This is a genomic window from Actinosynnema pretiosum, from assembly GCF_024171695.1.
Classification (GTDB): domain Bacteria; phylum Actinomycetota; class Actinomycetes; order Mycobacteriales; family Pseudonocardiaceae; genus Actinosynnema; species Actinosynnema pretiosum.
Genome location: NZ_JAMTCF010000026.1, coordinates 63,011 through 89,290, shown reverse-complemented (window position 1 = coordinate 89,290; position 26,280 = coordinate 63,011). Strand labels below are relative to the sequence as shown.

23 protein-coding genes are annotated in these 26,280 nt (G+C 74.3%); 20 read left to right on the top strand and 3 right to left on the bottom strand.

From position 1 onward, the window contains the following. Nucleotides 1-60: 60 nt before the first annotated feature. The 9 genes from LV78_RS36580 to LV78_RS36540 all read left to right on the top strand — a co-directional run bounded on the left by LV78_RS36580 (nt 61) and on the right by LV78_RS36540 (nt 9,413). Nucleotides 61-2,178: a hypothetical protein gene (locus tag LV78_RS36580; RefSeq protein WP_253850681.1), complete on the top strand. Its 2,118-nt coding sequence runs from the start codon at nt 61-63 to the stop codon at nt 2,176-2,178. 582 nt (nt 2,179-2,760) lie between these two features. Further along, a complete protein-coding gene (gene rpe / locus LV78_RS36575) occupies nt 2,761-3,411 on the top strand; it encodes a ribulose-phosphate 3-epimerase (RefSeq protein WP_253850730.1) in 651 nt (216 codons plus the stop codon). 107 nt (nt 3,412-3,518) lie between these two features. Further along, on the top strand, nt 3,519-4,157 hold the full coding sequence (locus tag LV78_RS36570; protein ID WP_253850679.1) for a riboflavin synthase: 639 nt from the start codon (nt 3,519-3,521) through the stop codon (nt 4,155-4,157). Next, a complete protein-coding gene (locus LV78_RS36565) occupies nt 4,154-5,407 on the top strand; it encodes a bifunctional 3,4-dihydroxy-2-butanone-4-phosphate synthase/GTP cyclohydrolase II (protein WP_253850677.1) in 1,254 nt (417 codons plus the stop codon). The genes LV78_RS36570 and LV78_RS36565 overlap by 4 nt, the downstream gene beginning before the upstream one ends. Next, entirely contained in the window at nt 5,404-5,886 is a 483-nt protein-coding gene (gene ribH, locus LV78_RS36560) for a 6,7-dimethyl-8-ribityllumazine synthase (RefSeq protein ID WP_253850675.1), read from the top strand. The genes LV78_RS36565 and ribH overlap by 4 nt, the downstream gene beginning before the upstream one ends. Further along, nucleotides 5,883-6,359 carry a PH domain-containing protein gene (locus tag LV78_RS36555; protein ID WP_253850672.1) on the top strand — a complete coding sequence of 159 codons (477 nt, stop codon included), beginning with the start codon at nt 5,883-5,885 and terminating at the stop codon, nt 6,357-6,359. The genes ribH and LV78_RS36555 overlap by 4 nt, the downstream gene beginning before the upstream one ends. Nucleotides 6,360-6,463: 104 nt before the next feature. Next, the gene (locus LV78_RS36550) at nt 6,464-7,816 is read left to right on the top strand and encodes a M28 family peptidase (protein WP_253850671.1); all 1,353 of its coding nucleotides are present in this window, start codon (nt 6,464-6,466) and stop codon (nt 7,814-7,816) included. Between the two features lie 140 nt (nt 7,817-7,956). Beyond that, on the top strand, nt 7,957-8,454 hold the full coding sequence (locus tag LV78_RS36545) for a SigE family RNA polymerase sigma factor (RefSeq protein WP_253850670.1): 498 nt from the start codon (nt 7,957-7,959) through the stop codon (nt 8,452-8,454). After that, nucleotides 8,451-9,413: a hypothetical protein gene (locus LV78_RS36540; protein ID WP_253850669.1), complete on the top strand. Its 963-nt coding sequence runs from the start codon at nt 8,451-8,453 to the stop codon at nt 9,411-9,413. The genes LV78_RS36545 and LV78_RS36540 overlap by 4 nt, the downstream gene beginning before the upstream one ends. On the opposite strand, the gene LV78_RS36535 is transcribed toward LV78_RS36540, so the two are convergent. From LV78_RS36535 to LV78_RS36525, 3 genes are read right to left on the bottom strand one after another with little or no spacing between them, the layout of a single operon-like run. Beyond that, on the bottom strand, nt 9,414-10,367 hold the full coding sequence (locus LV78_RS36535; RefSeq protein WP_253850668.1) for a helix-turn-helix transcriptional regulator: 954 nt from the start codon (nt 10,365-10,367) through the stop codon (nt 9,414-9,416). Nucleotides 10,368-10,427: 60 nt separating this feature from the next. Beyond that, nucleotides 10,428-10,925 carry a hypothetical protein gene (locus tag LV78_RS36530; protein WP_253850667.1) on the bottom strand — a complete coding sequence of 166 codons (498 nt, stop codon included), beginning with the start codon at nt 10,923-10,925 and terminating at the stop codon, nt 10,428-10,430. Next, on the bottom strand, nt 10,925-12,517 hold the full coding sequence (locus tag LV78_RS36525; protein WP_253850666.1) for a helix-turn-helix domain-containing protein: 1,593 nt from the start codon (nt 12,515-12,517) through the stop codon (nt 10,925-10,927). The genes LV78_RS36530 and LV78_RS36525 overlap by 1 nt, the downstream gene beginning before the upstream one ends. 244 nt (nt 12,518-12,761) lie before the next feature. Here LV78_RS36525 and LV78_RS36520 point away from each other — a divergent pair, with 244 nt between their 5' ends. From LV78_RS36520 to LV78_RS36470, 11 genes are all read left to right on the top strand, one after another. Further along, nucleotides 12,762-13,253 carry a hypothetical protein gene (locus LV78_RS36520; RefSeq protein ID WP_015803916.1) on the top strand — a complete coding sequence of 164 codons (492 nt, stop codon included), beginning with the start codon at nt 12,762-12,764 and terminating at the stop codon, nt 13,251-13,253. Nucleotides 13,254-14,444: 1,191 nt separating this feature from the next. Continuing rightward, nucleotides 14,445-14,855: a Rieske (2Fe-2S) protein gene (locus LV78_RS36515; RefSeq protein WP_253850665.1), complete on the top strand. Its 411-nt coding sequence runs from the start codon at nt 14,445-14,447 to the stop codon at nt 14,853-14,855. A gap of 250 nt (nt 14,856-15,105) precedes the next feature. Next, entirely contained in the window at nt 15,106-15,618 is a 513-nt protein-coding gene (locus tag LV78_RS36510) for a Rieske (2Fe-2S) protein (RefSeq protein ID WP_253850664.1), read from the top strand. A 442-nt stretch (nt 15,619-16,060) separates the two neighbouring features. Then, nucleotides 16,061-18,046 (top strand): excinuclease ABC subunit UvrC, encoded by a 1,986-nt coding sequence (gene uvrC / locus LV78_RS36505; protein WP_253850663.1) that lies wholly within the window; start codon nt 16,061-16,063, stop codon nt 18,044-18,046. Nucleotides 18,047-18,072: 26 nt separating this feature from the next. Next, nucleotides 18,073-18,930 (top strand): RNase adapter RapZ, encoded by an 858-nt coding sequence (gene rapZ, locus LV78_RS36500; RefSeq protein WP_096498009.1) that lies wholly within the window; start codon nt 18,073-18,075, stop codon nt 18,928-18,930. A gap of 2 nt (nt 18,931-18,932) precedes the next feature. Next, nucleotides 18,933-19,979, top strand: a complete 1,047-nt coding sequence (locus tag LV78_RS36495; RefSeq protein WP_301308061.1) for a gluconeogenesis factor YvcK family protein — start codon at nt 18,933-18,935, stop codon at nt 19,977-19,979. Further along, the gene (gene whiA / locus LV78_RS36490) at nt 19,970-20,956 is read left to right on the top strand and encodes a DNA-binding protein WhiA (RefSeq protein WP_015803910.1); all 987 of its coding nucleotides are present in this window, start codon (nt 19,970-19,972) and stop codon (nt 20,954-20,956) included. The genes LV78_RS36495 and whiA overlap by 10 nt, the downstream gene beginning before the upstream one ends. Before the next feature lie 254 nt (nt 20,957-21,210). Further along, nucleotides 21,211-22,278, top strand: coding sequence for a hypothetical protein (locus LV78_RS41315; RefSeq protein WP_301308039.1), 1,068 nt, complete (start codon nt 21,211-21,213; stop codon nt 22,276-22,278). A gap of 87 nt (nt 22,279-22,365) precedes the next feature. Further along, nucleotides 22,366-23,484 (top strand): hypothetical protein, encoded by a 1,119-nt coding sequence (locus LV78_RS36480; protein WP_253850661.1) that lies wholly within the window; start codon nt 22,366-22,368, stop codon nt 23,482-23,484. 604 nt (nt 23,485-24,088) lie between these two features. Beyond that, nucleotides 24,089-25,093 carry a type I glyceraldehyde-3-phosphate dehydrogenase gene (gene gap, locus LV78_RS36475; RefSeq protein ID WP_253850660.1) on the top strand — a complete coding sequence of 335 codons (1,005 nt, stop codon included), beginning with the start codon at nt 24,089-24,091 and terminating at the stop codon, nt 25,091-25,093. 19 nt (nt 25,094-25,112) lie between these two features. Then, a complete protein-coding gene (locus tag LV78_RS36470; RefSeq protein ID WP_253850659.1) occupies nt 25,113-26,279 on the top strand; it encodes a phosphoglycerate kinase in 1,167 nt (388 codons plus the stop codon). The last annotated feature ends 1 nt before the right edge of the window (nt 26,280 follow it).

Below are 26,280 nucleotides of genomic sequence, written 5' to 3'. Positions count from 1 at the left end.
GGGCGAGATCGTGAATGGGCGTCAGTCCTGCGGTTCCTGTCCGCGCCCGGCGGAATCCTGGTGCTCGACGGCCCGCCCTGGTTCGGCAAGGCCCGCGTCCTGGAGGCCGCCGTCGGCGCGGCCCGCGATCGCGGCTACACCCCGCTGCTCGCCAGGGCCCCCGGAGAGGTCGACGAGACCGCCCTGCGCCGCGCGCCCCGCCCGCTGCTCGCCCTGAACGACGCGCACGCCGACCCGCCCGCCCTGCTGCACCTGCTGCCCGTGCTGCGCGAGCCGAACGTCACCGGCCTGCTCGCCATGACCTCCTCCCTCGCGGGCGACGAGGTCCGCCGCGAGCTCGCGGGCGCCGACGTCGTCCCGCTCGGCCCGGTCGACCCGGCCGCCGTCGACCGCGCGCTGCGCGAGCTGCTCGAACTCCCGCCGCACCCCGACTTCACCGCGCTGGCCGCGACGGCGGGCGGCAACCCGAGGATGCTCGCCGAGCTGGTCACCGGCCTGCGCGAGGAGGACCGCGTCGAGGTCCACGACGGCGCCGCCAGGCCGGTCGAGGGTCCGCTGCCGCGCCGCGTCCGCGCCCTGATCGGCTCCAGGGTCGACGCCCTGCCGCCCGACGCGGCCAGGCTCCTGCGCGGGGCCTCCGCCCTCGGCGCCGGCTTCCGCCCGCACGACGCCGCCGCCGTCGCGGGCACCGGCGCCACCCCGGAGGCGGTGCGCGCCCTGATCGCCTCCGGCATCGTGCTCGACCGGGGCGAGCGGCTGGAGTTCTGCTCGGAGCTGGTGCGCCGCGCCGTCGCCGAGGCCGTGCCCGCGCCCGCCCCGTGCCCACCGCCCGCCGCCCCGCACAGCGACACCGACCTGGCCCTGCTGCACCGGGTCCGCGCGCTGTCCGAGGACGGCCGCCTCGCCGAGGCCACCGCGCTGGCCACCTCGGGCCTGAACGGCGCGGCCCCGGACGTCACCGCGCGGCTGCACGTCGAGCTGGCCGGGATCAGGTTCGCCGAGGGCGACGCGGTGGGCGCCGACCTCCAGGCGGCCAGGGCGTTCTCCACCCCCGGCGTCGAACCGGGCACCCGCGCGCTCGCCGAGGCGCTGCGGCTGCTCGCCAACTACTTCACCGAGGGGCCGATGGCTGGCGCGCTGGCGCTGTCGGTGCTGTCCGCGCGGGGCCAGCAGACCGGCGACCCGGACGTGGTGATGGCCGCGTCGGTCCGCTCCTGCCTGGAGTGGTCGGCGGGCAACCTCGCGGAGAGCCTGTACTGGGGGCGCGAGGCCACCCGCTGGGAGCCGGGCGGGCCGACGACGTGGTGGCAGAGCTACTGCAACGGGGCCTTCGCGCTCAAGCTGTCCGCGCTCGGCGAGTTCGCCCAGGCCGAGCGGCTGGTCCGGCCGGACGACCCGGCGCAGGCCTGGGAGACCCCGCCGGGCGCGCGGGCGCTGCGCCTGTTCGCCCGCGCGCGGGTGCAGCTCCAGTCGGGCAGGCTCGTCCAGGCCCAGGTGACCGGCGCGGCGAGCCTGGCGCTGGCCAGGAGCGGCGGCATCGAGCTGCTGATCCCCCTGCTCGGCGGGGTGCTGTCGACGGCGGCGCTGCTGCGCGGCGACCTGGCGGGCGCCGTCGAGCACGGCCGCCGCTGCCTGGAGGGCCCGTTCGCGCGCAGGCTCGCCGAGCTGCTCGGCCAACCCGACTGGGTGCTGCTGCGGCTGGCCGAGGCCCAGGACGGGCCGGTGCGGGCGGCCGAGCTGGCGCGCGGGTGCGCGGCCGGGCCGGGCGCGCTGCGGCGGGTGCTGGTGGAGGAGCCCTCGGCGGCCCCGTGGCTGGTCGGGGTGGCGCTGGCGGCGGGGGACGCGGAGCTGGCCGACCTGGTCGTCGGCGCGGCGGCGGACCTGGCCGCCGCGAACCCCGGAACGGGCGCGCCCGCCGCGTCCGCCGCCCACGCCCGCGCGCTGCGCGACCGCGACCCGGCCGGCCTGCTGGCCGCGACCACCGCCCACCGCCACCCGCTGACCCGTGCCGTGGCCTGCGAGGACCTGGCGGCGCTGCTCGCCGAGCGCGGTGACGCGGCGGGGGCCGATGAGCAGGCCTCGCGGGCGCTGCGCGGGTACGAGCGGATGGGCGCGGAGCGCGAAGCGGCCCGGCTGCGCGGACGGGTCACGGGGACGCAGGCGGTCGGGGAGCGCTGAGCGGTGTGTGGTGGGGCGTTCCGGTGGGGGAGCGCTGAGCGGCTCGTGGTCGGGCGGGGTTTCGGCGGGGAGTCGGGCAAGGCGGGAGATCGAGGCTACGAACTTGCCTGACCGGGTAGAACTTCGCCCGGTAGCCCGGTAGCCCGGTAGCCCGGTAGCTCGGTAGCTCGGTAGCTCGGTAGCTCGGAGCCCGGAGCCCGGAGCCCGCAGCCCGGAGCCCGCAGCCCGGAGCCCGCAGCGCGCAGCGCGCAGCCGGGAGTCCGGAGTCGGAAGCCCGGAGCCCGCAGCCGGGAACCCGCAGCCGAGAGCCCAAAGCCCTCGATCCCGAACTGCCAACTGTTGACTGTCAACAGTTGGCAGCAGCGCTGCGCGCCCCATCGCCAGGCGGGTTCTCCGGTTGCTGCCGGGTGGTTCTCCGCTTGACCTCCACCCACCCCGCCTCCCGGTGAGACCCGCCACCAAACCCCGCCCCCGCGCACCCCGATCCCCAGGTCACCGCCCCGCCGTCCCCCGACCGGGCCATCCGCCGCGCACCCCGCAGGCGCGCGAACCCTAGACTCGACCACCGTGGTCCACCAGCCGATGATCGCCCCCAGCATCCTGTCCGCCGACTTCGCCCGCCTGGCGGACGAGGCAGCCGCCGTCACCGGCGCAGACTGGCTGCACGTCGACGTCATGGACGCGCACTTCGTGCCGAACCTGACCCTCGGCCTGCCGGTGGTGAAGTCGCTGCGCAAGGCCACCGACATCCCCCTCGACTGCCACCTCATGATCGAGGACCCGGACCGCTGGGCGATCGGCTACGCCGAGGCGGGCGCCTACAACGTCACCGTGCACGCCGAGGCCGCCGCCGACCCGGTCAAGCTCGCCAAGGACCTCAGGGCCGCCGGGTCCAAGGCTGGCCTGTCCATCAAGCCCGGCACCAGCCTCGACTCGGTCGTCGACGTGCTCAAGCACTACGACACCCTCCTGGTGATGTCCGTCGAGCCCGGATTCGGCGGCCAGAGCTTCATGCCCGAAGTCCTGGACAAGGTCCGCGCCGCCAGGAACCTGGTCGACACCGGCCACCTCAAGCTCGTCATCGAGATCGACGGCGGCATCAACGCCGACACCATCGCGCAGGCCGCGGAGGCGGGCGTGGACTGCTTCGTCGCGGGCTCCGCCGTCTACGACGCCGCCGACCCGGCGAAGGCCCTGGAGTCCCTGCGCGGCCTGGCCGCCGGAGCCAGGTGACCCCCCGAATCCCACCCGGCGGTGCGCACGCCGCACCGGCCGCCGCGCCGCCTACCCTGGCAGGCGTGCCCGCCGCCGCGCGGGTCGAAGGCCGTTGAGGAGGAACTGTGTTCACCGGGATCGTGGAGGAGCTGGGCGAGGTCGTCGAGGTGACCGACCTGCCGGACGCGGCGCGGGTGACCATCTCGGGTCCGCTGGTGACCGGTGACGCCAAGCACGGCGACTCCATCGCCGTGAACGGCGTCTGCCTCACCGTCGTGGACGTCGTCGACGGCGCGTTCACCGCCGACGTCATGCGCGAGACCCTGGTCCGCTCCAGCCTGGCGGGGGTGGCGAGCGGCGACCGGGTCAACCTGGAGCGCGCCGCCGCCGTCGGCCAGCGCCTCGGCGGCCACATCGTGCAGGGCCACGTCGACGGCACCGGCGCCGTGCTCTCCAGGGAGCCCTCCGAGCACTGGGAGCTGGTCCGCTTCACCCTGCCCGCCTCCCTCGCCCGCTACCTGGTGGAGAAGGGCTCCATCACCGTCGACGGCGTGTCGCTGACCGTCGTGGACGTCACCGCCGACTCGTTCAGCGTGAGCCTCATCCCGGCCACCCTGGAGGCCACCACCCTGGGCCGCAGGCAGCCCGGCGACCAGGTGAACCTGGAGGTCGACGTGCTGGCGAAGTACGTCGAGAAGCTCGCCGTCCCGCACCTGCCCTCGGGGACCGCGGGCGCCGCCGAGAGCGCCGGGACCGCCGGGTGAACCGCTTCGCCGACATCGAGCGCGCCATCGCGGACGTCGCCGCGGGCCGCCCGGTCATCGTCGTGGACGACGAGGACCGCGAGAACGAGGGCGACCTGATCTTCGCCGCCGAGAAGGCCACCCCCGAGCTGGTCGCCTTCATGGTCAGGCACACCTCCGGCTACATCTGCGTGTCCCTCACCGAGGCCGACTGCGTCCGCCTCGACCTGCCGCCGATGTACCACACCAACCAGGACGAGCGCGGCACCGCGTACGCCGTCACGGTCGACGCCAAGCAGGGCGGCACCACCGGCATCTCCGCCGCCGACCGCGCCCGCACCATCCGCCTGCTGGCCGACGCCACCGCCACCCCCGCCCACTTCACCCGCCCCGGCCACGTGGTCCCGCTGCGCGCCCGCGACGGCGGCGTCCTGCGCCGCACCGGCCACACCGAGGCCGCCGTCGACCTCTCGCGCCTGGCGGGCCTCGCCCCGGTCGGCGTGCTCTGCGAGATCGTGTCGCAGAAGGACGAGGGCGACATGGCGCAGCGCGACGAGCTGGAGGTGTTCGCCGCCGAGCACGACCTGGCGCTGATCACCATCGCCGACCTGGTCGCCTACCGCAGGCGGGTCGAGGTGCAGGTCCAGCGGGTCGCCGAGGCCCGCATCCCCACCGCGCACGGCGTGTTCCGCGCCTACGGCTACGACAGCAAGGTCGACGGCATCGAGCACGTCGCCCTGGTCTGCGGCGAGGTCGGCGACGGCGAGGAGGTGCTGGTCAGGGTGCACTCCGAGTGCCTGACCGGCGACGTCCTCGGCTCGCTGCGCTGCGACTGCGGCCCCCAGCTGGACGCGGCGCTCGCCGCCGTGGCCGCCGAGGGCCGGGGCGTCGTGCTGTACATGCGCGGGCACGAGGGCCGGGGCATCGGCCTGGTGCACAAGCTCCAGGCCTACCAGCTGCAGGACGCGGGCGCGGACACCGTCGACGCCAACCTCGACCTGGGCCTGCCCGCCGACGCCCGCGACTACGGCACCGGCGCGCAGATCCTCGTCGACCTGGGCGTCAAGTCGATGCGGCTGCTCACCAACAACCCGGCCAAGCGGGTCGGCCTTGAGGGCTACGGGCTGCGCGTGGTCGACCGCGTGCCGCTGCCCGTGTCGCCGAACCCCGAGAACCTGCGCTACCTGCGCACCAAGCGGGACCGGATGGGGCACGAGCTCCTGCTGGACCCGGAGGAACCGATCACCAGCGGCACGGAGGGCGTGGAATGAGCGGCGAGGGCCGTCCCGCCGCCGAGGTCCCGGACGCGGCGGGGCTCAGCCTCGCGGTCGTGGCGACCCGGTGGCACGGCAGGATCACCGACCGGCTCGTGGAGCGGGCGGTGGCCGCCACCGAGCAGGCGGGCGCGACCGCGAAGACCGTCGTGCGGGTCGCGGGCGCGGTGGAGCTGCCCGTCGTGGCGCAGGCGCTGGCCCGCACGCACGACGCGGTCGTCGCGCTGGGCGTGGTCGTGCGGGGCGGCACCCCGCACTTCGAGTACGTGTGCGACGCGGTCACGGCCGGGTTGACCAGGGTGGCGCTGGACGAGTCCACCCCGGTCGGCAACGGCGTGCTGACCTGCGAGACCGAGGAGCAGGCGGTGGCCAGGGCCGGGTTCGACGGCTCGGTCGAGGACAAGGGGCACGAGGCGGCGGTGGCCGCGCTGGAGGCGGCGCTGGTGCTGCGCGCCGTCAACGAGGGTTCGGGGTGAGCGCGGTGGCAGGGAAGGCGGCGGAGCGGGTGGCGCGGGAGACCGAGGCGGTCCAGTTCCGGCCGAAGAAGATCCGCACGGTGGCGTACGCGTCCGCCGCGCTGCTGGTGGTGGTGTTCGCGGTGGTCGGCTGGCTGCTCGGCGACACCCCCACCGGGGTGATCTTCCGGACGTCCGACCAGATCGCGATGGCGCTGCTGGGCGTCGTGCTGGCGGCGGCCGTGCTGCTGCTGGCCCGGCCGAGGGTGCGCGCCGACGCCGAGGGCGTCGAGGTGCGCAACCCGGTGACCTCGTACAAGTTCGCCTGGGCCGACGTGCTGAAGGTGTCGTTCCCGGACGGCGCGCCCTGGGCGCGGCTGGAGTTCCCCGAGGACGAGTACGTGTCGATCATGGCCGTGCAGGCGGTCGACCGCGAGCACGCCGTCGCGGCGGTGCGCGCGCTGCGCGAGCTGCACAAGGCGGCCACCCGCTGAGCGGTTCCGCAGGCGAACCGGGTGGTCCGCCTGCGGAACCCTTGTCGGCGCGGCACCGGCTCCCTACGTTCGGGTGATCGACTCGAACCCGTTGGGGGAGCCCCATGCGCAGACGTGACGTCCTGATGGCCGCGGCGGCAGGTGTGGTCGTCGCGGGCCTGAACCCCGGAGCGGCCCTGGCCGCTGCCCGAGAGCAGCGGCCGGGCGCCTCGGGCGCCCCCGACCTGGCGCTGGCCGACCTCCCCGTGGTGTCGCGGGTGCGGGCGGGCGAGGCCATGAACCACCTGCGGGTGCTCAGCGAGCGCATCGGGCAGCGCATCGGCGGCACCGCCTCCGAGCACCGGGCCCGCGACTACCTCGCCCAGGTCCTGACCGACCTGAACTACCGCGTGGAGCTGCAACCCTTCCCGGTCGCGGACAAGTACCTCTCCACCCTCACCCCGGCGGGCGCGGGCACCTGGGAGGCTGGGGCCTCCCGCTTCGGCGCGCTCGACGCCACCGCCTCCGGCGTCCTCGTGGACCTCGGCGCGGGGACCGACCCGCCCGCCGACCTCACCGGCAGGATCGCCCTGCTGGTCAACGTCCCCACCGGCTCCCCGATCCCGGCCGACCTGGTCGCCAGGGGAGCGGCGGCCGTCCTCCTCGGCCGGGTGAACGCGGCGGGCGCGGGCAAGGCCAGCGCGTTCTCCCCGACCCTGCCCACCACCGTCCCCGTGCCGGTCCTCGGCCTCGCCCAGGTCCACGTGGAGCGGCTGCGCGCGCTCGGCGGCCCCGTGCCGCTGACCGTGACCACGGCGCTGCACGCGAACCTGACCTCGTACAACGTCATCGCCGAGCGCCCCGGCCTGCTCCCCGGCCGCGACACCGGCGTCGTCATGGTCACCGCCCACTACGACACCGTGATCGGCTCGCCGGGCGCCAACGACGACGGCAGCGGAACCGTCCTCGCCCTCGAACTTGCCCGCGTCCTGCGGTACCTGCCCACCCACAAGGCGCTCCGCTTCGCCCTGTGGGGCTCGGAGGAGCAGGGCCTCATCGGCTCCCGGCACTACGTCGACCAGCTCACCGACGTCGAGGCGGCCCGCATCCGGGGCGTGTTCCAGAACGACATGGTCGCCACCAGCCACGGCCCCGCCACCGCCTACTGGCTGCTGTCCGTGGACGGCGGGAACAACAGCACCACCTCCCAGGTCGCGGCGGCGGCGGGCAGGCTCGGCTACAGCTCCCGCGTGCACGGCCCGGTGCAGCGCGGCAGCAGCGACCACGTGCCGTTCCACGAGCGCGGCATCGCGGCGGCCAACTTCAGCTGGCGCGGCGAGGGCGGTCCGGCGGAGCTGGAGCCGCTGTACCACACCCCCGAGGACACGATCGCGGCCAACGTGAGCGAGGAGCGCCTGCAGGTGTCGCTGGAGCTGATCGGCTCGGCCGCCTACCGGCTGGCGAGCACCCCGCGCTGACCCGGCTCGTCAGGGGCCCGCCGGACCGGAGCGGTCCGGCGGGCCCCTTTCGCTTCCCCACGGGGAAAATCCCGTCGTGCTGTCAACCCTCGCCCGCGTGAACGCGTAGAAGCGGTGACCGCGAGACGAAGGGCCGAGAGTTGAAACGCGACGAGGAGTTCACCCGGTTCTACACCGGGCACTTCGATCAGGCCCGCCGCACCGCCTACGCGATGTGCGGCAACTGGTCGGACGCGGAGGAGATCACCCAGAACGCGTTCGTGCGCGTGTACTCCGCGTGGGCCAGGGTCCGCAGCGAGACCGCCGAAGCGTACCTGCGCACGGTCGTGACCAGGGTCTTCCTGGACACCCGGCGGCGCAGGCGGGGCCGCGAGCAGGCCGTGGCGGAGCCGCCCGAACGCCCGGTGCTCCCGGACACCGACTCCGCCGAGCACCGCCAGAACCTGATCCCCGCCCTGCAGGAGCTGCCACCGCGCCAGCGCGCGGTGATCGTGCTCCGGTTCGTCCACGACCTGTCCGTGGAGCAGGTGGCCCAGACCATGGGCTGCACGCAGGGCACCGTCAAGAGCCAGACCTCGCGCGGCCTGGAGGCGCTCCGCCGCGCCTACGACCGCGCACACCCCAGGGAGCGCACGTGATGTGGGAAGACGACGAGCTGCGCGCCGCGCTGCGCGCCGAGGTCGAGGGCCCGGACCCCCGGCCCGCGACCGGGTTGGACGAGGTCCTGCGCCGGGGCCGCCGCCGGGTCCTGCTGCACCGCACCGGCGCGGTGGCGGCGGCGTTCGCGCTGGTCGGGGGCGCGGCGCTGGGCATCGGCTCGCTCAAGGGCCTCGCCCAGCAGAGCTCACCCGCCGACTCGGGGCTGACCACGATCACCAGCGCGCCCACCACCACGACCGCCCCGCCGGTCGTCCTCTGGCCGCAGGTGAACGTCCCCGCGCGGACCCCGAAGAGCACCTTCTCGTCCGACCGCTACCCGCCCCCGGCGGGCTGGAAGGTCCTCACCCCGGAGCAGTGCGACGGGGAGTCCGACCCCTCCTGGACCGAGGACGAGAGCGCCTACCCGCTCTCCGGCGAGCTGGCGACCACCCTGGTGCGGGCGCTCCAACTGCACTCGGGCAAGGCGCGCGTCGGTGAGTTCACCCAGGTCAAGATGCCCAGGCGCCCCTGGGACATCCAGGACGGCTACTCCAACTGGACCGACCTGAGCGACGAGGAGGGCGCGGGCAGCATCGCCCTCGTCAGGGGGCACTACCCCCAGGGCCTCACCCCGACGCAGGCGGCCGACCAGGAGCTCTTCGGCGCGATGAACTGCGCCCCGCCCCGCCGTGCCACCCTGGAGAACGGCGTCGTGGTCCAGTACTACGAGACCACGGTCCACCTGCCGCACCAGTCGCTCATCAAGAACCTGCGGGTCTACCACCCCTCCGGCGCCTACTACGTGCTCGTCCTGCGCAACTACAGCAGCAAGGACTTCCGGGTCAGCGAGGAGCAGGGCGCCTTCGACCGCTTCGGCGCGGGCCGGGAGACCCTGCCGCTGGACGAGGCCCGCCTCCAGGCCATCGGCGAGGAGCTCGCGAGGACCGCCAAGCCCTGATCACCCCACCGCCCGGCCGAACCGCTCGCCCAGCACCCGCAGGTGCTGGGCGAGCTCGGGCGAGTCGACCAGGGTGAAGTCGAACCCGAGCACCCCCACCCACATCCCCAGCTCCACCACCGACGACGCCGCCATCACCACCCGCGTGCTGCGCTCGTCGATCGGCGTCATGCTCACCGAGGTCCGCGACACCCGCGCCGCGACCTCCTCGTGCGGCGCGTGCACCACCAGCTCGGCGCGGTGCTCGTGCGGCGCGACCGCCAGCTGCTCCGACACGTACGCCTCCAGGTCCTCGGCGGGCGCCTCCCGGCGCGGGAAGCGCGCCCCGAGCGCGGGCTCGTCCTCGAACCGGTCGACCCGGAACGTGCGCCAGTCCGCCCGGTCCACGTCCCACGCCACCAGGTACCAGCGCCACCCGGTGTGGGCCAGCCCGAACGGCTCCACGTGCCGCTTCGACTCCGCGCCGTCCCTGCCCCGGTAGCCGAACCGCAGCCGCTGCGCGTCCCGGCAGGCCCCGGCGATCACCGCGAGCGCGTTCGCGTCCACCCGGACGGCGGGCGCGGCCAGCGACACGGTGTGCCGCTGGAGCGCCGCGACCCGCCTGCGCAACCGGGACGGCAGCACCTGCTCCAGCTTCGCGAGCGCCCGCACCGAGCTCTCCTCGATGCCGCGCACCGTCCCGCCCGCCGCCGTCCGCAGGCCGATCGCGACCGCGACCGCCTCCTCGTCGTCCAGCAGCAGCGGCGGCAGCTCGGCCCCCGCGCCCAGCTGGTAGCCCCCGGCGGCACCGGGCAGCGAGGACACGGGGTAGCCGAGGGACCGGAGCTTGTCGACGTCGCGGCGCACCGTGCGCACCCCGATGCCGAGCCGCCCGGCCAGCTCCGGACCGGTCCACTCGCGCCGGACCTGGAGCAGCGACAACAGCTTGAGCAGGCGAGCCGAGGTCTCCAACACCGCACCAGTGTCACAGCGAACCAGGTCAGGAACGGACCTGGTTCCGCCGCGCCCGCCCCGTCAGCTCCTCCTGCGCGCCCCCGGCGGCCACACCACGACCACCGGCACCCCGGACGCCACCGCGTGCTCCACCACGTCCCCGGTGCCGCCCTTCCCACCGGCGGGCAGCCCGTCCCACACCGCCACCACCAGCTCGACGCTCGCCAGCATCCGCTCGTTGGCCATCACGTACGCGTGCCGCCCGGACACCTCGTTGGGCAGCACGCTGACCACCGTCGCCCGGCCGACCAGCTCGTCGTACTCCGCCAGGTTGTGCGGCTTGATCTTGTCCCGGTAGTCCGCCGCCGGGAGCACGACCTCCACCTCCCCGCCCATCTCCAGCACCACCCGCGCGAACAGCTGGTCGGCTCCGGCGGCCAGGCAGGTCACCCCGACCAGGGATGACCCGCCCGCCGCCTCGTCCTCCAGTGCCGCGTCCAGTGCCGCGCGGATCGCCGCGCTCACCTCGTCGACGCATTCGGGCGTCAGATTGCTGTGCCCGGTGATCCCCACCCGCATCAGGCCGTCCGCACTCCCCGGATCGCCTCGCGGGTGTCGCGCACCAGCGGGAGCTCCCGGTGCCGCTCCGCCTCCTTCGCGAAGTCCTGCAGCTTGCGCACGACCCGACCCGAGGCCAGGCCGACCGCGGTCGGCAGGACCTGCTGGATCAGGCCGCAGGCGGCCTCCGGATCACCCGCCGCCATCTTGGTGCGCGCCAGGCCGATCACGTCGAACGCCCGGTTGCGCACCCGCGCCGGGTCGCGCAGCTCCAGCGCCCGCAGGATGTGCTTCTCCGCCAGGAGCGCCTGGCTCGGGTCGTGCGCGGCCAGGTCCCGCAGCCGGGCCCCGATCACCCCTTCCAACTCCGCCTCGTCGAAGCTCTGCAACCACCAGGGCTCGGAACCGTGCTCGCGCTGGGCGAAGCTGTCCTGCGCCTGGCCCACCGCCCGGTGGAACTCCTTGACCCTGCCGAGCTGCGCGTACGCCCACGCCTCCCTGGTCAGCAGCAGCGCCTGCAGGGTCGGCGTGGCCTTGCGGCGGGTCCCGTACTGGGCCAGCTGCACCAGGTCCAGGCCGTCCTCGGGCCGCCCCAGGTCGAACATCTGCCTGGCCATCGCGGCCAGGCACAGCGCCGCGAACGGGTCGTTGTGCCCGGCCTTGGCCATGCGCACGCCGAGCACGTAGTACCGCTGCGCCGCGTCGTGCATCCCCGCGTCCCACGACATGCTCGCCGCGACCTTCGACAGCTCGGCGCCGATGAAGAACGCCCGCTCCGTCGTCGGTCCCGCCGGGGCCCTGGTCAGCCGCTCGGCCAGCTCCTCCAGCTGGCCCAGCACCGCCTTGCGCGCCAACCCGTACCCGCCCCGACCGCCCCAGCCGCGCAGCCCGTCGGCGACGTGCTGCAAAGCGGCCAGCTCCTCCTCGCTGATCGCCGCGCTGGACGACCACCTGGTCAGCGGCTGCAGCGGGTGCAACCACCGCTGCAGCGGCTCCACCAGGGTGGGGCCCATCGTGACCGTGGCGGCCGCTGTGAGCGCCGCCCGTCTGCTGATCGCCAAGTCGCTCCTCGCCGTTTCCTCGACCGATCTGGCTATGCTCGACGCGTCCCACGCTGCGACGAGCACATCGGGCGGCGCCCCGATCTCGGGGGCCACCTGGCTGGGAATGCCGACGCGGTCGAACCACAGCCGGTCGCCGGGGATGCTCAGCGCGCGCGCGAAGTGGCGCAGTCGCTCGATCCGGTCGATCGGGTTCTCGCCGGTCTCGTACCGCGACAGCTGCGCCTGGCTGATGCCCAGCCAGGTGGCCATGCGGTCCTGGGTGATCCGGCTGACGTGCTGCGGGTGGTGCCGGTAGGCGGCCAGGACCGCGCCCATGTCCCTGGCCGCGAACGCGGAGGCCAGCACGGGGTGGTCCCAGAACTCTTCGGTCAGGGCGGGGGGCCCGTAGATGTCGGCGCGCGCGTTGCGCCTGCACCGGTGGCAGAGCCGGTCCGAGTTGTCGGCGGCTATCAGCGCCCCGCAGGACGGGCACGCGCGCCTGGTGCTGGTGGCTCTTCGTCCGTTCGCTTCCATCGGCTCGCTCCCGTCACTGAGCGTGGCCACCAGCATAGGGAAGCGTCACCACGAGTCCATGCATTTCGTGCATAAGGGCGTGTGGTGGTCCTGGCCAGGGGCTGGTGACGCCGTGTGGTGGATGGGGGTCATTCATGTGGTGCATCAAACCGATCCGGGCCTGGTGTGGTGACTGCTCCCGGTTGGACCCACTCTGCGTGTGTACGGGGCGGGGGGGCAACCCCCTCGCCGGAAAGCCCACCAGACCTACGACCACCCGACCGGGGAGGGGCCTCCGCCGATGACCGTCACCACCACCGCACACAGCACGAACCCGCGACCGCGACCGCGCGACCGCGCGCACCAGCAGGCGCTGGGCGAGGCGATCGCGGGCTACCGGCTGCTCGGCTGGAAGGTGTCCGTGACCGAGCAGGGCGTGTTCCTCCCGCTGGGGCCCGCGACCACCGCGCTGGCCATGCCGGCGAGAATCGGCTCCAGGGTCCTGGCCGACCTGAAGGCGAGGATGCTCGCCGGACCGGTCACCGTCATACCGGGGCCACGGGAGCACTGGATCTTCCTCGCGGAGCTGGTGGCGCTCCTGCCGACCCACCTGAAGGCGCCGCCGGAGGTGCAGTTCGTGCGCTCCCCGCAGCGCATCGCCCTGCCGCCGACGATGACCAGGTACGGCTCGCTGAGGTGGGCGAACCCGCCGTCGCACTCGCGCCACTGGTTCCCGCCGTTCACGGCGGTGCTGGCGCTGGCCAGGTCGGCGGCGGCGCAGGACGAGCGGTAGGGGCGGTCGGGCGGTAGGGCTGGCCGGGCGCTCGGCGACGGGCGCCCCGGCAGTGGGGCTGGGCAGTGGGCTCGGCCGGGGCTCGGCTGGGGCTCGGCGGCGGGTTCACGGCGCTGGGTCTCCACGGCGAGGCCCGGTGGCGGGGGCCGACGGTGGGCTCTCGACGTTGATTCCCGGCGGCGGGTCCTCGACGGGCCCCGGTTGGCGTAGATCGCGCTCGGAGGGCTCCTACCAGCGGTGATGTGGTCGTGAGGCGCTCGTGGGAGTGCGGTTCGAGGCGGGGCGGTCACGGGACGCGCTCCGCAGGCACCCCGACCGGTCGGGGTGCGACCAGCAGGCGCTCGGCGGCGGGCGCGGGGCTGGTCGCGACGACCCGGTGGGACGTGCCGGGACTGGTTGTGGCCGGAGCCGGGGGTGGAGCCCCGGTGTCCGGTCGGTCGACCGGCGAGAGGGTCGACCAGCAGGGCCGCGGGGGCCTGCCGGCGGTGAGGCGACGCCACCGGCGGGCGCCCGCGGGGTCCCGACCCGAACGGGACCCCGGTGAAGGTGCTCGCCAGCGGTTCCCACCTGCGGGGGAGGGGACCGGAGACGGGCACGGGGCGGGTGGGGTGCCGACGCCACCCGCCCACTGCCGTCCCCGGCCCCACCTGTACCCGCTCGTCGCCCCGCTCGACGTCCAGGCAGGCCAGCGACTGTCCCGTCTGGTCCGTTCAACGGACGTCCAGGCTGGTCAGCGGCTGTTTCGCGCCCCTCGCAACTGACCTCCAGGCTGGTGGGCGGTTGTTCCGCCTGCCCGCCCAGCAGTCCTCCAGGCTGGTCAGCGGCCGTCCCACCTTCCCCGCCCAACGGATGTCCGCGCTGATCGGCGCTGCTCTTGCCCACTGCGCGCGCACCGGGCTCGCCGCACTCGTCAAACAGCGGCCGTTCCGCTGTCCCCACGTGGTGCGCACCCGTGCTGATCAGCGCCTTTCCCGCCCACGCCGCCCTGCTCGACGCCTCCGCCCCGCCGAACTTCACCCACCAGTGGTCCCCCTCGCGGGGGATGTCACGCGCCCTGACGCCGGATCGACTTCCGGGTGCACTCCGCCGAGTGCCGCCGTCCGAACGGCCCCACCCGGTCCCCGACCCGCCGCGACGCCCGCTCCCCGGCCCCCTGCCACCCCCGCCGACCGGGCGACGCAGAATGCTCCCGTGGACCGGAGAACCCTCCTGTGCGGCCTGCTCGCGCTCACCGCCCCCGCCGTCACGACCGCCTGCGGCCCGACCGCGCCGACCCGCCGTCCCGGCGTGGGCAGCGGCAAGCCCGGCGACCGGATCGCCGCCCTGGCGGACGTGCCCGTGGGCGGCGGCGCGCTGGTCGACGTGTCCACCGACGGGCAGCTCCTCCTGCTCCGCCCCACCGACGCGGGCCTGCGCGCCTTCAACCCCGCCTGCCCCCACGCGGGTGCCACCGTCAACCCGCCCACCGCCGGGACGGTCGCCTGCCTCGCGCACGGCAGCACGTTCGACCCCGCCACCGGCGAGGTGCTCTCCGGCCCGGCGAAGCAAGACCTCACCGAGGTCCCCGTCCGGGTGATGGGCCAGGACGTTCTCCTCGCCTGATCGGGTGGACTTCCGGCGGCCCCATTTCCGGGCCGACTGGAATGTCAATTCATCGAGCCTGTTTCACCGGAAAGTGTCGGCACCCCTCGAACGTGCAGCCGATCGCCACGTTCCGCTTAACCCCCACCTCACCTCACCCTGTTGATCGGCTGTCGGTGGGACCGCTGAACTTGCCGCCTCCCCCGCGCGTGCCGAATGTGGTCCGGGCAACCCCGAACTGCCCACCACCACGGATCGACGGAGGACCAAGGTGACCACCACCGACCCCGGCTCCCTCTCCCGCAGGCGCGTGCTCTGCGGAGTGCTCGTCGCACTGGCCGTCCCCGGCGGCCTGGCGGCCTGCGGCGACGGCGGCTCGTCGAGCAGCGCCCCCACCACCGGCGGCACCGGGACGGGCGGCGGCTCCACCGGCGGCGCGTCGACCCCGGCGACCTCGGCCCCCGGCGGGACCGCGACCTCGGGCGGCCAGTCGCTGGTCGCGCTGGCGGACGTCCCGGACAACGGCGGCGTGGTCGTGGACGGCCCGAAGGGCAAGCCCCTGGTCCTGGTCCGCACCGGAGCCGAGGTCAAGGCCTACGACGCGACCTGCCCGCACGTCGGCGAGACCGTGGGCGCCCCGAAGGACGGCACCATCACCTGCCCCGCGCACGGCAGCAAGTTCGACGCGGCCACGGGCGCGGTCACCAGCCCGCCCGCCCAGCGCGGCCTGACCGCCGTGCAGGTCGCGGTCCAGGGCGACCAGGTCGTCTACGTCGGCCCCTGACCCCGGCCGGGTGCCCCGCCGCCGGACCGCCCGCCGCCGGACCGCCTGCCGCCGGACCGCTTGCGGGGTGCCCGCTGCCGGCCCCTGGCCGGTCACCTGCCGCCGGACTGCCTGCCGGACCGCCCGTCGCCGGACCGCCTGCGGGGCGCCTGCCGCCGGACCCGGCCGGATGCCTGCCGCCGGACCGCCTGCCGGGCGCCCGTCGCCGGACCCTGGCCGGGTGCCCCCGCCGGACCCCTGCCGGACACCCACTGCCGGACTGCCCGCCGCCGGACCGCCTGTGGGGTGCCCGCTGCAGGCCCCTGGCCGGTCACCCGCCGCCGGACCACCTGCCGGGCGCCCGCCGCCACCACCCCCCCCCGGCGGCGGGCGCCGCCCGGCCCGGACCTGCGCCTTCCCGGCCGCCCGGAGAGTTGTCGGACCCCGCACGTAGTCTTGTCGCGTGGCCGACCCGTCGACCTACCGACCCGCCGCCGGGAGCATCCCGGAGGCCCCCGGTGTCTACAAGTTCCGCGACCCCACTGGCCGGGTCGTCTACGTAGGCAAGGCGAAAAGCCTCCGCTCCCGGCTGAACTCCTACTTCGCCGACCTCTCCGGCCTGCACCCGCGCACCCGCCAGATGGTCACCACCGCCGCGAGCGTCGAGTGGACCGTCGTCGGCACCGAGGTCGAGGCGCTCCAGCTTGAGTACAACTGGATCAAGGAGTTCGACCCGCGCTTCAACGTCCGCTACAAGGACGACAAGTCCTACCCGATGCTCGCGGTGACCCTGAACGAGGAGATCCCGCGCCTGCACGTCTACCGGGGCCCCCAGCGCAAGGGCGTGCGCTACTTCGGCCCCTACCCGCACGCCTGGGCCCTGCGCGAGACCCTGGACATGCTGCTGCGCGTCTTCCCCGCCCGCACCTGCACCGGCGGCGTCTTCAAGCGCCACGAGCAGATGGGCCGCCCCTGCCTGCTCGGCTACATCGACAAGTGCTCCGCCCCCTGCGTCGGCCGGGTCTCCCCGGCCGAGCACCGGGCCATCGTCGGCGAGTTCTGCGACTTCTTCGCGGGCCGCACCGACGGCATGGTGCGCCGCCTGGAGCGCGAGATGAACGCCGCCGCCGAGGAGCTGGAGTTCGAGCGCGCCGCCCGCCTGCGCGACGACCTGTCCGCGCTGCGCCGCGCCGTCGAGAAGCAGGCCGTCGTGCTCGGCGACGGCACCGACGCCGACGTGGTCGCGTTCGCCACCGACGACCTGGAGGTCTCCGTCCAGGTCTTCCACGTGCGCGGCGGCCGGGTGCGCGGGCAGCGGGCCTGGGTGGTCGACCGGGAGAACTCCGAGGGCGTCCCCGCGCTGGTGGACCGCTTCCTCACCCAGTTCTACGGCGGCCAGGCCGAGGCCGCGAACGCCTCCGCGGGCGTCGCGCCCACCAGCGCCGCGGGGACGTCCGCCGAGGACGCCGCCCCGGTGCCGCGCGAGGTCTTGGTCCCCGAGCTGCCCGACGACGCCCCCGCGCTGGAGCGCTGGCTGGGCGGCCTGCGCGGCGCGAAGGTCAGCTTGCGGGTGCCGCAGCGCGGCGACAAGCGCGACCTCATGGCGACCGTCGAGCGCAACGCCAAGGAGGAGCTCCAGCAGCACAAGCTGCGCCGCGCGGGCGACCTCACCGCCCGCTCCGCCGCCCTCCAGGAGCTCCAGGACGCCCTCGACCTGCCCACCGCGCCGCTGCGCGTCGAGTGCGTCGACATCAGCCACACCCAGGGCACCGACGTGGTCGCCTCCCTCGTGGTCTTCGAGGACGGCCTGCCGCGCAAGTCCGAGTACCGCCGCTTCGCCCTGCGCGAGGCCGCCACCGAGGGCGACGTCGCCTCCATCGCCGAGGTCGTGCGCCGCCGCTTCCAGGCCTACCTGAAGGAGACCGCCGAGGCTGGCGACGACGCCAAGCCCGGCATCGACCCGGAGACCGGCAAGCCCCGCCGCTTCGCCTACGCGCCGAACCTGCTCGTCGTGGACGGCGCGGGACCGCAGGCCACCGCCGCCGCCGGGGTGCTGGCCGAGCTGGGGATCGACAACGTCGCCGTCGTCGGACTCGCCAAGCGCTTGGAGGAGGTGTGGCTGCCGGACGACCCGGACCCGACTATCCTGCCCCGCACCAGCACAGCCCTCTACCTGCTCCAGCACCTGCGCGACGAGGCGCACCGGTTCGCCATCGCCTACCACCGCCAGAAGCGGTCCAAGCGCATGACGGCCTCGGAGCTGGACGACGTGCCCGGCCTCGGCCAGACGCGCAAGGCGGCGCTGCTGAAGCACTTCGGCTCACTGCGGAAGCTGCGTGAGGCGAGCATCGAGGAGATCAGCGGGGTGCCCGGCGTGGGACGGCGCACCGCCGAGGCCGTGCGCGCCAGACTGGGCGCCGCGGCCGGTACCGAAGGGGAGCGAACGTGAGCGAAACCGCCGGGGAGAAGTCCGGCATCGAGGTCGCGGTGGTGACGGGCCTGTCGGGGGCGGGCCGGTCCACCGCCGCGAAGTGCCTTGAGGACCTCGGCTGGTTCGTCGTGGACAACCTGCCGCCCGAGCTGATCTCCACCATGGTGGAGCTGGGCGCGCAGGCCAGGGGAGCCATCACCAGGGTCGCGGTCGTCATGGACGTGCGCAGCCGCGCGTTCACCGACGACCTCGCCGCCGTCATCAAGGACCTGGACGCGCGCGGCTACAAGCCGAAGGTGCTGTTCCTGGAGGCCACCGACGACGTGCTGATCCGCCGCTTCGAGTCGGTCCGCCGGGGCCACCCGATGCAGGCCGACGGCAGGCTCGCCGACGGCATCGAGGCCGAGCGGGTGCTGCTGACCCCGCTGCGCGAGGAGGCCGACCTGGTCCTCGACACCTCGGCGCTGTCCGTGCACCAGCTGCGCGCGAAGATCGAGGACACGTTCGGCTCCGAGTCGGCCACCCGCACCCGCGTCACCGTGCTGTCCTTCGGCTACAAGTACGGCCTGCCGATGGACGCCGACCTGGTCATGGACGTGCGGTTCCTGCCCAACCCGTTCTGGATCCCCGAGCTGCGCGAGCAGACCGGCCTGGACGGCGAGGTGCGCAACTACGTCCTCACCCAGGAGGGCGCCGAGGAGTTCCTCGACCGCTACCACGAGCTGCTCGGCCTGATCGGCGCCGGTTACCGCCGCGAGGGCAAGCGCTACCTGACCCTGGCCGTGGGCTGCACCGGCGGCAAGCACCGCAGCGTCGCGATCTCCGAGGAGCTGGCGGGCAGGCTCGCCACCGAGGACGGCATGGCCGTGAAGGTCGTCCACCGGGACCTGGGCCGCGAGTGAGCCTGTCCGCTGTCGCGCTGGGCGGCGGCCACGGGCTGCACGCCACGCTCACGGCGCTGCGCAGGCTCACCGACGACGTCACCGCCGTGGTGACCGTCGCCGACGACGGGGGGTCGTCGGGCAGGCTGCGCCGCGAGCTCGGCCTGCTGCCGCCCGGCGACCTGCGCAAGGCCATGGTGGCGCTGGCCGACGACGACACCTCGTCGGCGCTGTGGTCCACGCTGTTCCAGCACCGCTTCGGCGGCACCGGCGCGCTCGCGGGCCACGCCGTCGGCAACCTGGTCCTCGCGGGCCTGCTCGAACAGCTCGGCGACCCGGTCGCCGTGCTGCGCGAGGCGGGCAGGCTGCTGGGCGTGCGCGGCACCGTGCTGCCCATGTGCGCCGAACCGCTGGAGATCGAGGCCGACGTGACCGGCCTCGACGAGGACGACGACGAGGTCAGGCGCATCCGGGGGCAGGTCGCGATCGCCACCACGCCCGGCCGGGTGCAGCGCATCCGGCTGCACGGCCCCGGCCGCCCGAGCGAGCCGCCGCGCGGCTGCCCGGAGGCGGTCCAGGCGGTGCTGGACGCGGACGTGGTGCTGCTCGGGCCCGGCTCGTGGTTCACCAGCGTGCTGCCGCACCTGCTCGTCCCGGAGCTGCACGACGCGCTCGTGCGGACCCGCGCGCGCAAGGTCGTGGTCCTCAACCTTGTCCCCCAACCGGGCGAAACCGAGGGCTTCTCCCCGGAGCTGCACCTGGACGTGCTGTCCGAGCACGCGCCCGGACTGCGCGTCGACGCGGTGATCGCGGACGCCGACTCGGTGCCCGTCCCGGACCGGCTCAAGCGCGCCGCCGCAGCTCTCGGGGCTGTGGCGCACCTGTCCGAGGTCGCGGTGCCCGGTGCGCCCGACCGGCACGACTCGGCCGCGCTGGCCGAGAGCATCCGGCGCGCGCTGGCCGGGGCGGGGGAGGACGGGTTCGGCCCGTCCAGTACAACGCTGCGTGAGTCGAGTGCGACGCAGCGTGAGCAGAGCGAGAGCAGGGGAGGACCACAGCCGTGGCGATGACGTCGGCGGTCAAGGACGAGCTGAGCAGGTTGGCGGTGTCCAAGACCTGCTGCCGCCGGGCGGAGGTGGCCTCGCTGCTGCGCTTCGCGGGCGGGCTGCACATCGTGGGCGGCCGGGTGGTGGTCGAGGCTGAGCTGGACCTGGGGTCCACGGCGCGGCGGCTGCGCAGGGAGATCCACGAGCTGTACGGGCACCAGTCCGACGTCTTCACGATCACCTCCAGCGGGCTGCGCAAGGGGACGCGGTTCGTGGTGCGCGTGGTCAAGGACGGCGAGGGCCTGGCCAGGCAGACCGGCCTGCTCGACCCGAGGGGCCGTCCGGTGCGCGGGCTGCCCGCGCCGGTGGTGTCCGGCGGGGTGTGCGACGCCGAGGCGGCGTGGCGCGGCGCGTTCCTGGCCCACGGCTCGCTGACCGAACCGGGCCGCTCGTCGTCGCTGGAGGTGACCTGCCCCGGTCCCGAGGCGGCGCTGGCGCTAGTCGGCGCGGCGCGGCGGATGGGCATCGGGTCGAAGTCGCGGGAGGTGCGCGGCGCGGAGCGGGTCGTCATAAGGGACGGCGACGCCATCGGGGCGATGCTGACCAGGCTCGGCGCGCACGACAGCGTGCTGGCCTGGGAGGAGCGGCGGATGCGCCGCGAGGTGCGGGCCACCGCGAACCGCCTGGCGAACTTCGACGACGCGAACCTGCGGCGCTCGGCGCGGGCGGCCGTCGCGGCGGCGGCGCGGGTGCAGCGGGCGCTGGAGATCCTCGGGGCCGAGGCCCCGGACCACCTGGCGGCGGCAGGCCAGCTGCGGCTGGCGCACCGGCAGGCGTCGCTGGAGGAGCTGGGGCAGCTGTCGGAGCCGCAGATGACCAAGGACGCGGTGGCCGGGCGGATCCGGCGGCTGCTGGCGATGGCGGACAAGCGGGCCCGCGACCTGGGGCTTCCGGACACCGAGTCGGCGGTCACGGCGGACATGCTGGAAGCCGAGGTGTGACCCCCGCGACGGGCCGCTCCGCCGGGGCGGCCCGTCGCGCGGGCGGGGCGCGGGCCCCGGTTCCCCGTTCACCCGCGTCGGTGGCCGGGCCGGTGCGACACTGGTGGGGGCGTCGCGCCGCCGGTCGCCGAGGCCGCCGCCGGTCGCCGCAGGCGCTCGGCGGGTCCGCTGCTCCGCTCCCGGTGGTCGTGGGATGACCGGTCGGGTGGTGGGCTCGCCCGGAAGCGGGTCGCGCGTGGTGGAAGGATTGCCGGGTGAGCAAGTTCCCTGAGGTTGGCGACGAGTCCGCCGCGTCCCAGCCCGCCGAGGCCGGTTCCGGCGGGGCGGTCGTGCCCGAGCAGCCGGTGGTCGTGGCGCAGATCCCCGGCATGTCGCCGGTGTACGCGCAGGTTCCCGAGTACCTCCAGGTCCAGGCCGACCAGGCCCGTGCCGCGCAGGCCCAGGCGGCCGGACAGGTCCAGGGCGCCGCGTTCCCGGCCGGACCGCCGCAGGACGGGGTCCAGGGCGCGTTCCCGCAGGCCACGACCCCGCAGGCCGGTTTCCCGCAGACCGGGTTCCCGCCGCCCGGACCTCCGGCGCCCGCCTGGGGCACGCCCGCCCAGGGCTTCCCCCAGCCCCACGCGTACCCCTCCTACCCGGCCCCCCAGCCCGCGCCGCTGCGCACCGGCCGGGTGCTGGCGGCGGTCCTCGGGGGCATCCTCGCGCTGGTGCTCGTCGCGCTCGGCGGCCTGTGGGCGGCCGGGTACCCGCTCGTCCGCGACCCCCAGTCGCGCGCCCAGGCCACGGCCAGCCCGCTCGACCCCACCGACGTGCCCCTGGACCCGGACGAGTCGCCGCTCGACTACAAGTCGCCGCACGGCGAGCAGCGCAACGCCGCCATGCCCGACGAGTGCGACCTGAGCGACGCCACGCTCAAGCGCGCCCGCACCTCCAACCGCTACGAGAGCGAGGAGTTCTTCGGCTTCGCGTTCTGCTCCTACGGCACGATCAGCACGATCGACGGCTCCGTCCGCCGCGACCTCTACGTCTCCGTCTACGAGGCGGAGGACAGCGCGGAGCTGGAGGAGTGGTACGACGACGACGTGTACGACTGGGGCACCGTCCGCCAGGTCGACGGCCTCGGCGAGCGGGCGAAGCTGCTGGCCGAGCCCGCCGAGGCCGACTCGGTCATGGGCGTGCAGCTCAAGGTGGTCTCCGGGAACGTGGTGTACGAGATCGGCTACGCCGGGTTCGAGACCGACTCGTTCCTGTCGCCGGAGGTGCCCGACGAGCTGTCCGAGGAGATCGCGACGCTGGTCGCGAAGGAGCTCCTGGGGCGCTGACGGGCGGGGGAGCGGGCGCCGGGGTGATGTGGCAAACGCTTTCCACGTGACGCGGAAATCGCTTGGCGGTGGTGCGACCATTGCCCGGTGAGCACGCCCCCAGCGGGGGCCGAGGGTTCCCCCGCGCCCCGGTCCCCCCAAGAGATCCCGGCCGCCGACGTCGAGCAGCCGGGGACACCGACGCCGGCGCCGGAAGCGACTCCCGGTGAGGTCGTGCCGGACGAGCGGACGGCGGGCGAGCAGGTTCCCGCCGACGCCGCGCCCGCACCCGCACCCGCACCCGCACCCGCACCCGCCGAGCCTGCGCCCGCCGAGCCCGCGCCGCCCGCGCCTGCGCCGCCCACGCCCGTGGTGGTCGCGCAGATCCCCGGCCACGGCCCCGTCTACGCGCAGCACCCCCAGTTCCCGCCGCCACCCGCGCAGACCTTCCCCGGCTACCGGCCCGGCCCGTTCGTCGGCCACCCCCAGTACCCAGGTCACCCCCAATACCCCGGCCACCCCCAGTACCCCGGCGGCCCCCACCACCCCGGCGCCTACGGCGCGCCGCTTCCCCGCAAGCGCGCCAGCGTCGCGGCCGTCGCGGTCGGCACCGTGCTCCTGCTGGGCCTGTTCCGCCTCCTCCTCTCCCCGGACCGGGTGGAGGAGGCGCGCGTCCAGGAGACGTCCACCTTCACCCTGCCCCCGATCCAGGCGATCACCCCACCGCCGCTGGTGATCGACACCGAGCCGCCGACCGGCAAGGTCCAGGCGCAGGTGGGCGCCCGGATGAGCCCGGAGTGCGACCTGGACGAGGCGCTGCTGGAGCGCGCCCAGACCAGGAACCGGGTCGAGGGCAGCAGCGACAGCTACTTCGCCAACTGCGACTACCAGACCCTCGCGGACGCGGACACCGGCTACCGCGACCTGCGGATCACGGTGGGCACGTTCGACTACCCGGACATCAGGAACAACTGGTTCGACGAGGAGTACGGCCGCCGCTGGGACGAGGTCCGCGAGCTGCCCGGCGTCGGCGAGCGGGCCAAGGTCATGCTCCGGCCGACCGACCGGTACGGCGAAATGGTCCGCGTCAAGGTCGTGTCGGGCGTGCACATCTACGAGGTCGCCTACGGCGGCATGGTGCGCGACTCGTACTTCGCCGACCCGATCCCCGTCGACGAGGCGGAGGCGATCGCGATGGAGGTCCTGCACGCGCTGCTGGCCAGGTGAGCCCGGCGCGCGGGTGATCGGAACGGGAGGGGGCGGGGCCGGGGGTCCCCGCCCCCTCGCGCGTCCTGATCCGCCCGCTGCGCCCGCGAAGCCGCGTCCCGCGCCCCTCGTGCGCGGTCACCTCCGAGCGCGCCCCCCGGATCGTTCCAGCGCCCGAGGCGGGCCCGTCCGGGGCGCGCCGCCCGCGTGCTCCGCCCGCCACCCGTCGACAACCGGCAGTGGGCGGTTCCCCCTCAAGGTCGAACCGCGACCACCCCGAAAGCCTCAACCCCCGCGCGCCCGAACAGCCCCCGCCCGCCCTCCGGAAGGGTCCGCCGCCCCGCCGCCCGCAGGACCGGCGACCCTGCCGCCACCGGCCTGACCACCTGTCTCGCCCGAGTTTCGGCGATGTTGCCCCGCGTGGTCGGGACCTTCGTCACGACCTGTCGGAGAACATGGTCATTACTGGCGAGTAACAGTGGATTTTCTTGTTCGATAAAGACATCCTGGTGGCCATAAGGCCAGGGCCGCAAGACTGGGGATAGGCTGGCCGATGGCTGCCGAAGGCGGCCCACCCGCACGCCCCCTGGCGCCGAGGCGCCAGCGACGATCGAGGAGACGCACCGTGACGGTTCGCGTAGGTGTCAATGGTTTCGGCCGCATCGGCCGCAACTTCTGGCGCGCCGTTCAGGCCAGTGGTCACGACATCGAGATCGTGGCCTTCAACGACCTCGGTGACGTCAACACGATGGCTCACCTGCTGAAGTACGACTCCATCCTCGGGCGGCTCGACGCCGAGGTCACCGTGAACGACGAGGGCATCGCCGTCGACGGCAAGACCATCAAGGCCCTCGCCGAGCGCGACCCCGGCAAGCTGCCCTGGAAGGACCTCGGCGTCGACGTCGTCGTGGAGTCCACCGGCTTCTTCACCGACGCCTCCGCCGCGCGCAAGCACGTGGACGAGGGCGGCGCGAAGAAGGTCATCATCTCCGCGCCCGCCAAGGGCGAGGACCTGACCGTCGTGCTCGGCGCCAACGAGCACCTGTACGACGGCACCCAGACCGTCATCTCGAACGCGTCCTGCACCACCAACTGCCTCGCCCCGCTGGCGAAGGTGCTGCACGACGAGTTCACCATCGAGCGTGGCCTCATGACCACGATCCACGCGTACACGCAGGACCAGAACCTGCAGGACGCGCCGCACAAGGACCTGCGCCGCGCCCGCGCCGCCGCCCTCAACATCGTGCCCACCGGCACCGGCGCCGCCAAGGCCATCGGCCTGGTCCTGCCCGAGCTCAAGGGCAAGCTGGACGGCTACGCGCTGCGCGTGCCCGTGCCCACCGGCTCGGCCACCGACCTGACCGTCACCGTGGGTCGCGAGACCACCGTGGACGAGGTCAACGCCGCGTACAAGAAGGCGGCCGAGGGCGCCCTCAAGGGCTACCTGCGCTACAACACCGACCCGATCGTGTCGGCGGACATCGTCACCGACCCGGCGTCCTGCATCTACGACGCGCCGCTGACCAAGGTCATCGGCAACCAGATCAAGGTCGTCGGCTGGTACGACAACGAGTGGGGCTACTCCAACCGCCTCGTGGACCTGGTCAACCTGGTCGCCAGCAAGCTCTGAGCAAGGGGACGAGCACACAGTGAAGACTCTTGGCGACCTGCTCGCCGAGGGTGTGTCGGGTCGGCGCGTCCTGGTGCGCGCCGACCTGAACGTCCCCCTCGACGGCAGCAAGATCACCGACGACGGCCGCGTCCGCGCGTCGGTGCCGACGATCAAGGCGCTGGTCGACGCGGGTGCCCGCGTCCTCGTGGCCGCGCACCTGGGCCGCCCCAAGGGCGCGCCCGACCCCGAGTTCTCCCTCGCCCCGGTCGCCGTGCGGCTGGGCGAGCTCCTCGGCCAGACCGTGGAGATCGGCGCCGAGACCGCCGGTGACGGCAGCGTGGTGCTCCTGGAGAACATCCGCTTCGACGCCCGCGAGACCAGCAAGGACGCCGCCGAGCGCGAGGCGCTGGCGGACGAGCTGGCCGCGAAGGCCGACGCGTTCGTGTCCGACGGCTTCGGCGTCGTGCACCGCAAGCAGGCCTCCGTCTACGACGTGGCCAAGAAGCTCCCGCACTACGCCGGTGGGCTCGTGCTGGCCGAGGTCGAGGTGCTGCGCAAGCTCACCGACGACACCCAGCGCCCGTACGTCGTCGTCCTCGGCGGCGCGAAGGTCTCGGACAAGCTCGGCGTCATCGAGAACCTGCTCACCAAGGTCGACCGGCTCCTGGTCGGCGGCGGCATGGCCTACACCTTCCTCAAGGCCCAGGGCCACGAGGTCGGCAAGTCCCTGCTGCAGGAGGACCAGATCGACAAGGTCAAGGGCTTCCTGGAGGAGGCGGAGAAGCGCGGCGTCGAGCTGCTGCTCCCCGTCGACTTCCTCGCCGCGACCGGCTTCTCCGCCGACGCCGACTACACCGTCGTGCCGTTCGACGAGATCCCGGCCGAGCGCGAGTGCCTGGACATCGGCCCCGCCTCGCGCGAGCTGTTCGCCTCCAAGCTCGCCGACGCGAAGACCGTGTTCTGGAACGGCCCGATGGGCGTGTTCGAGTTCGAGAAGTTCTCCGGCGGCACCCGCGCGGTGGCCGAGGCGCTGATCGCCAGCGAGGCGTTCACCGTCGTCGGCGGCGGCGACTCCGCTGCCGCCGTCCGCTCCCTCGGCCTGCCCGAGGACGGCTTCTCGCACATCTCCACCGGCGGCGGCGCGTCGCTGGAGTACCTGGAGGGCAAGGAGCTTCCAGGGGTCTCCGTGCTGGAGGGCAACTGAC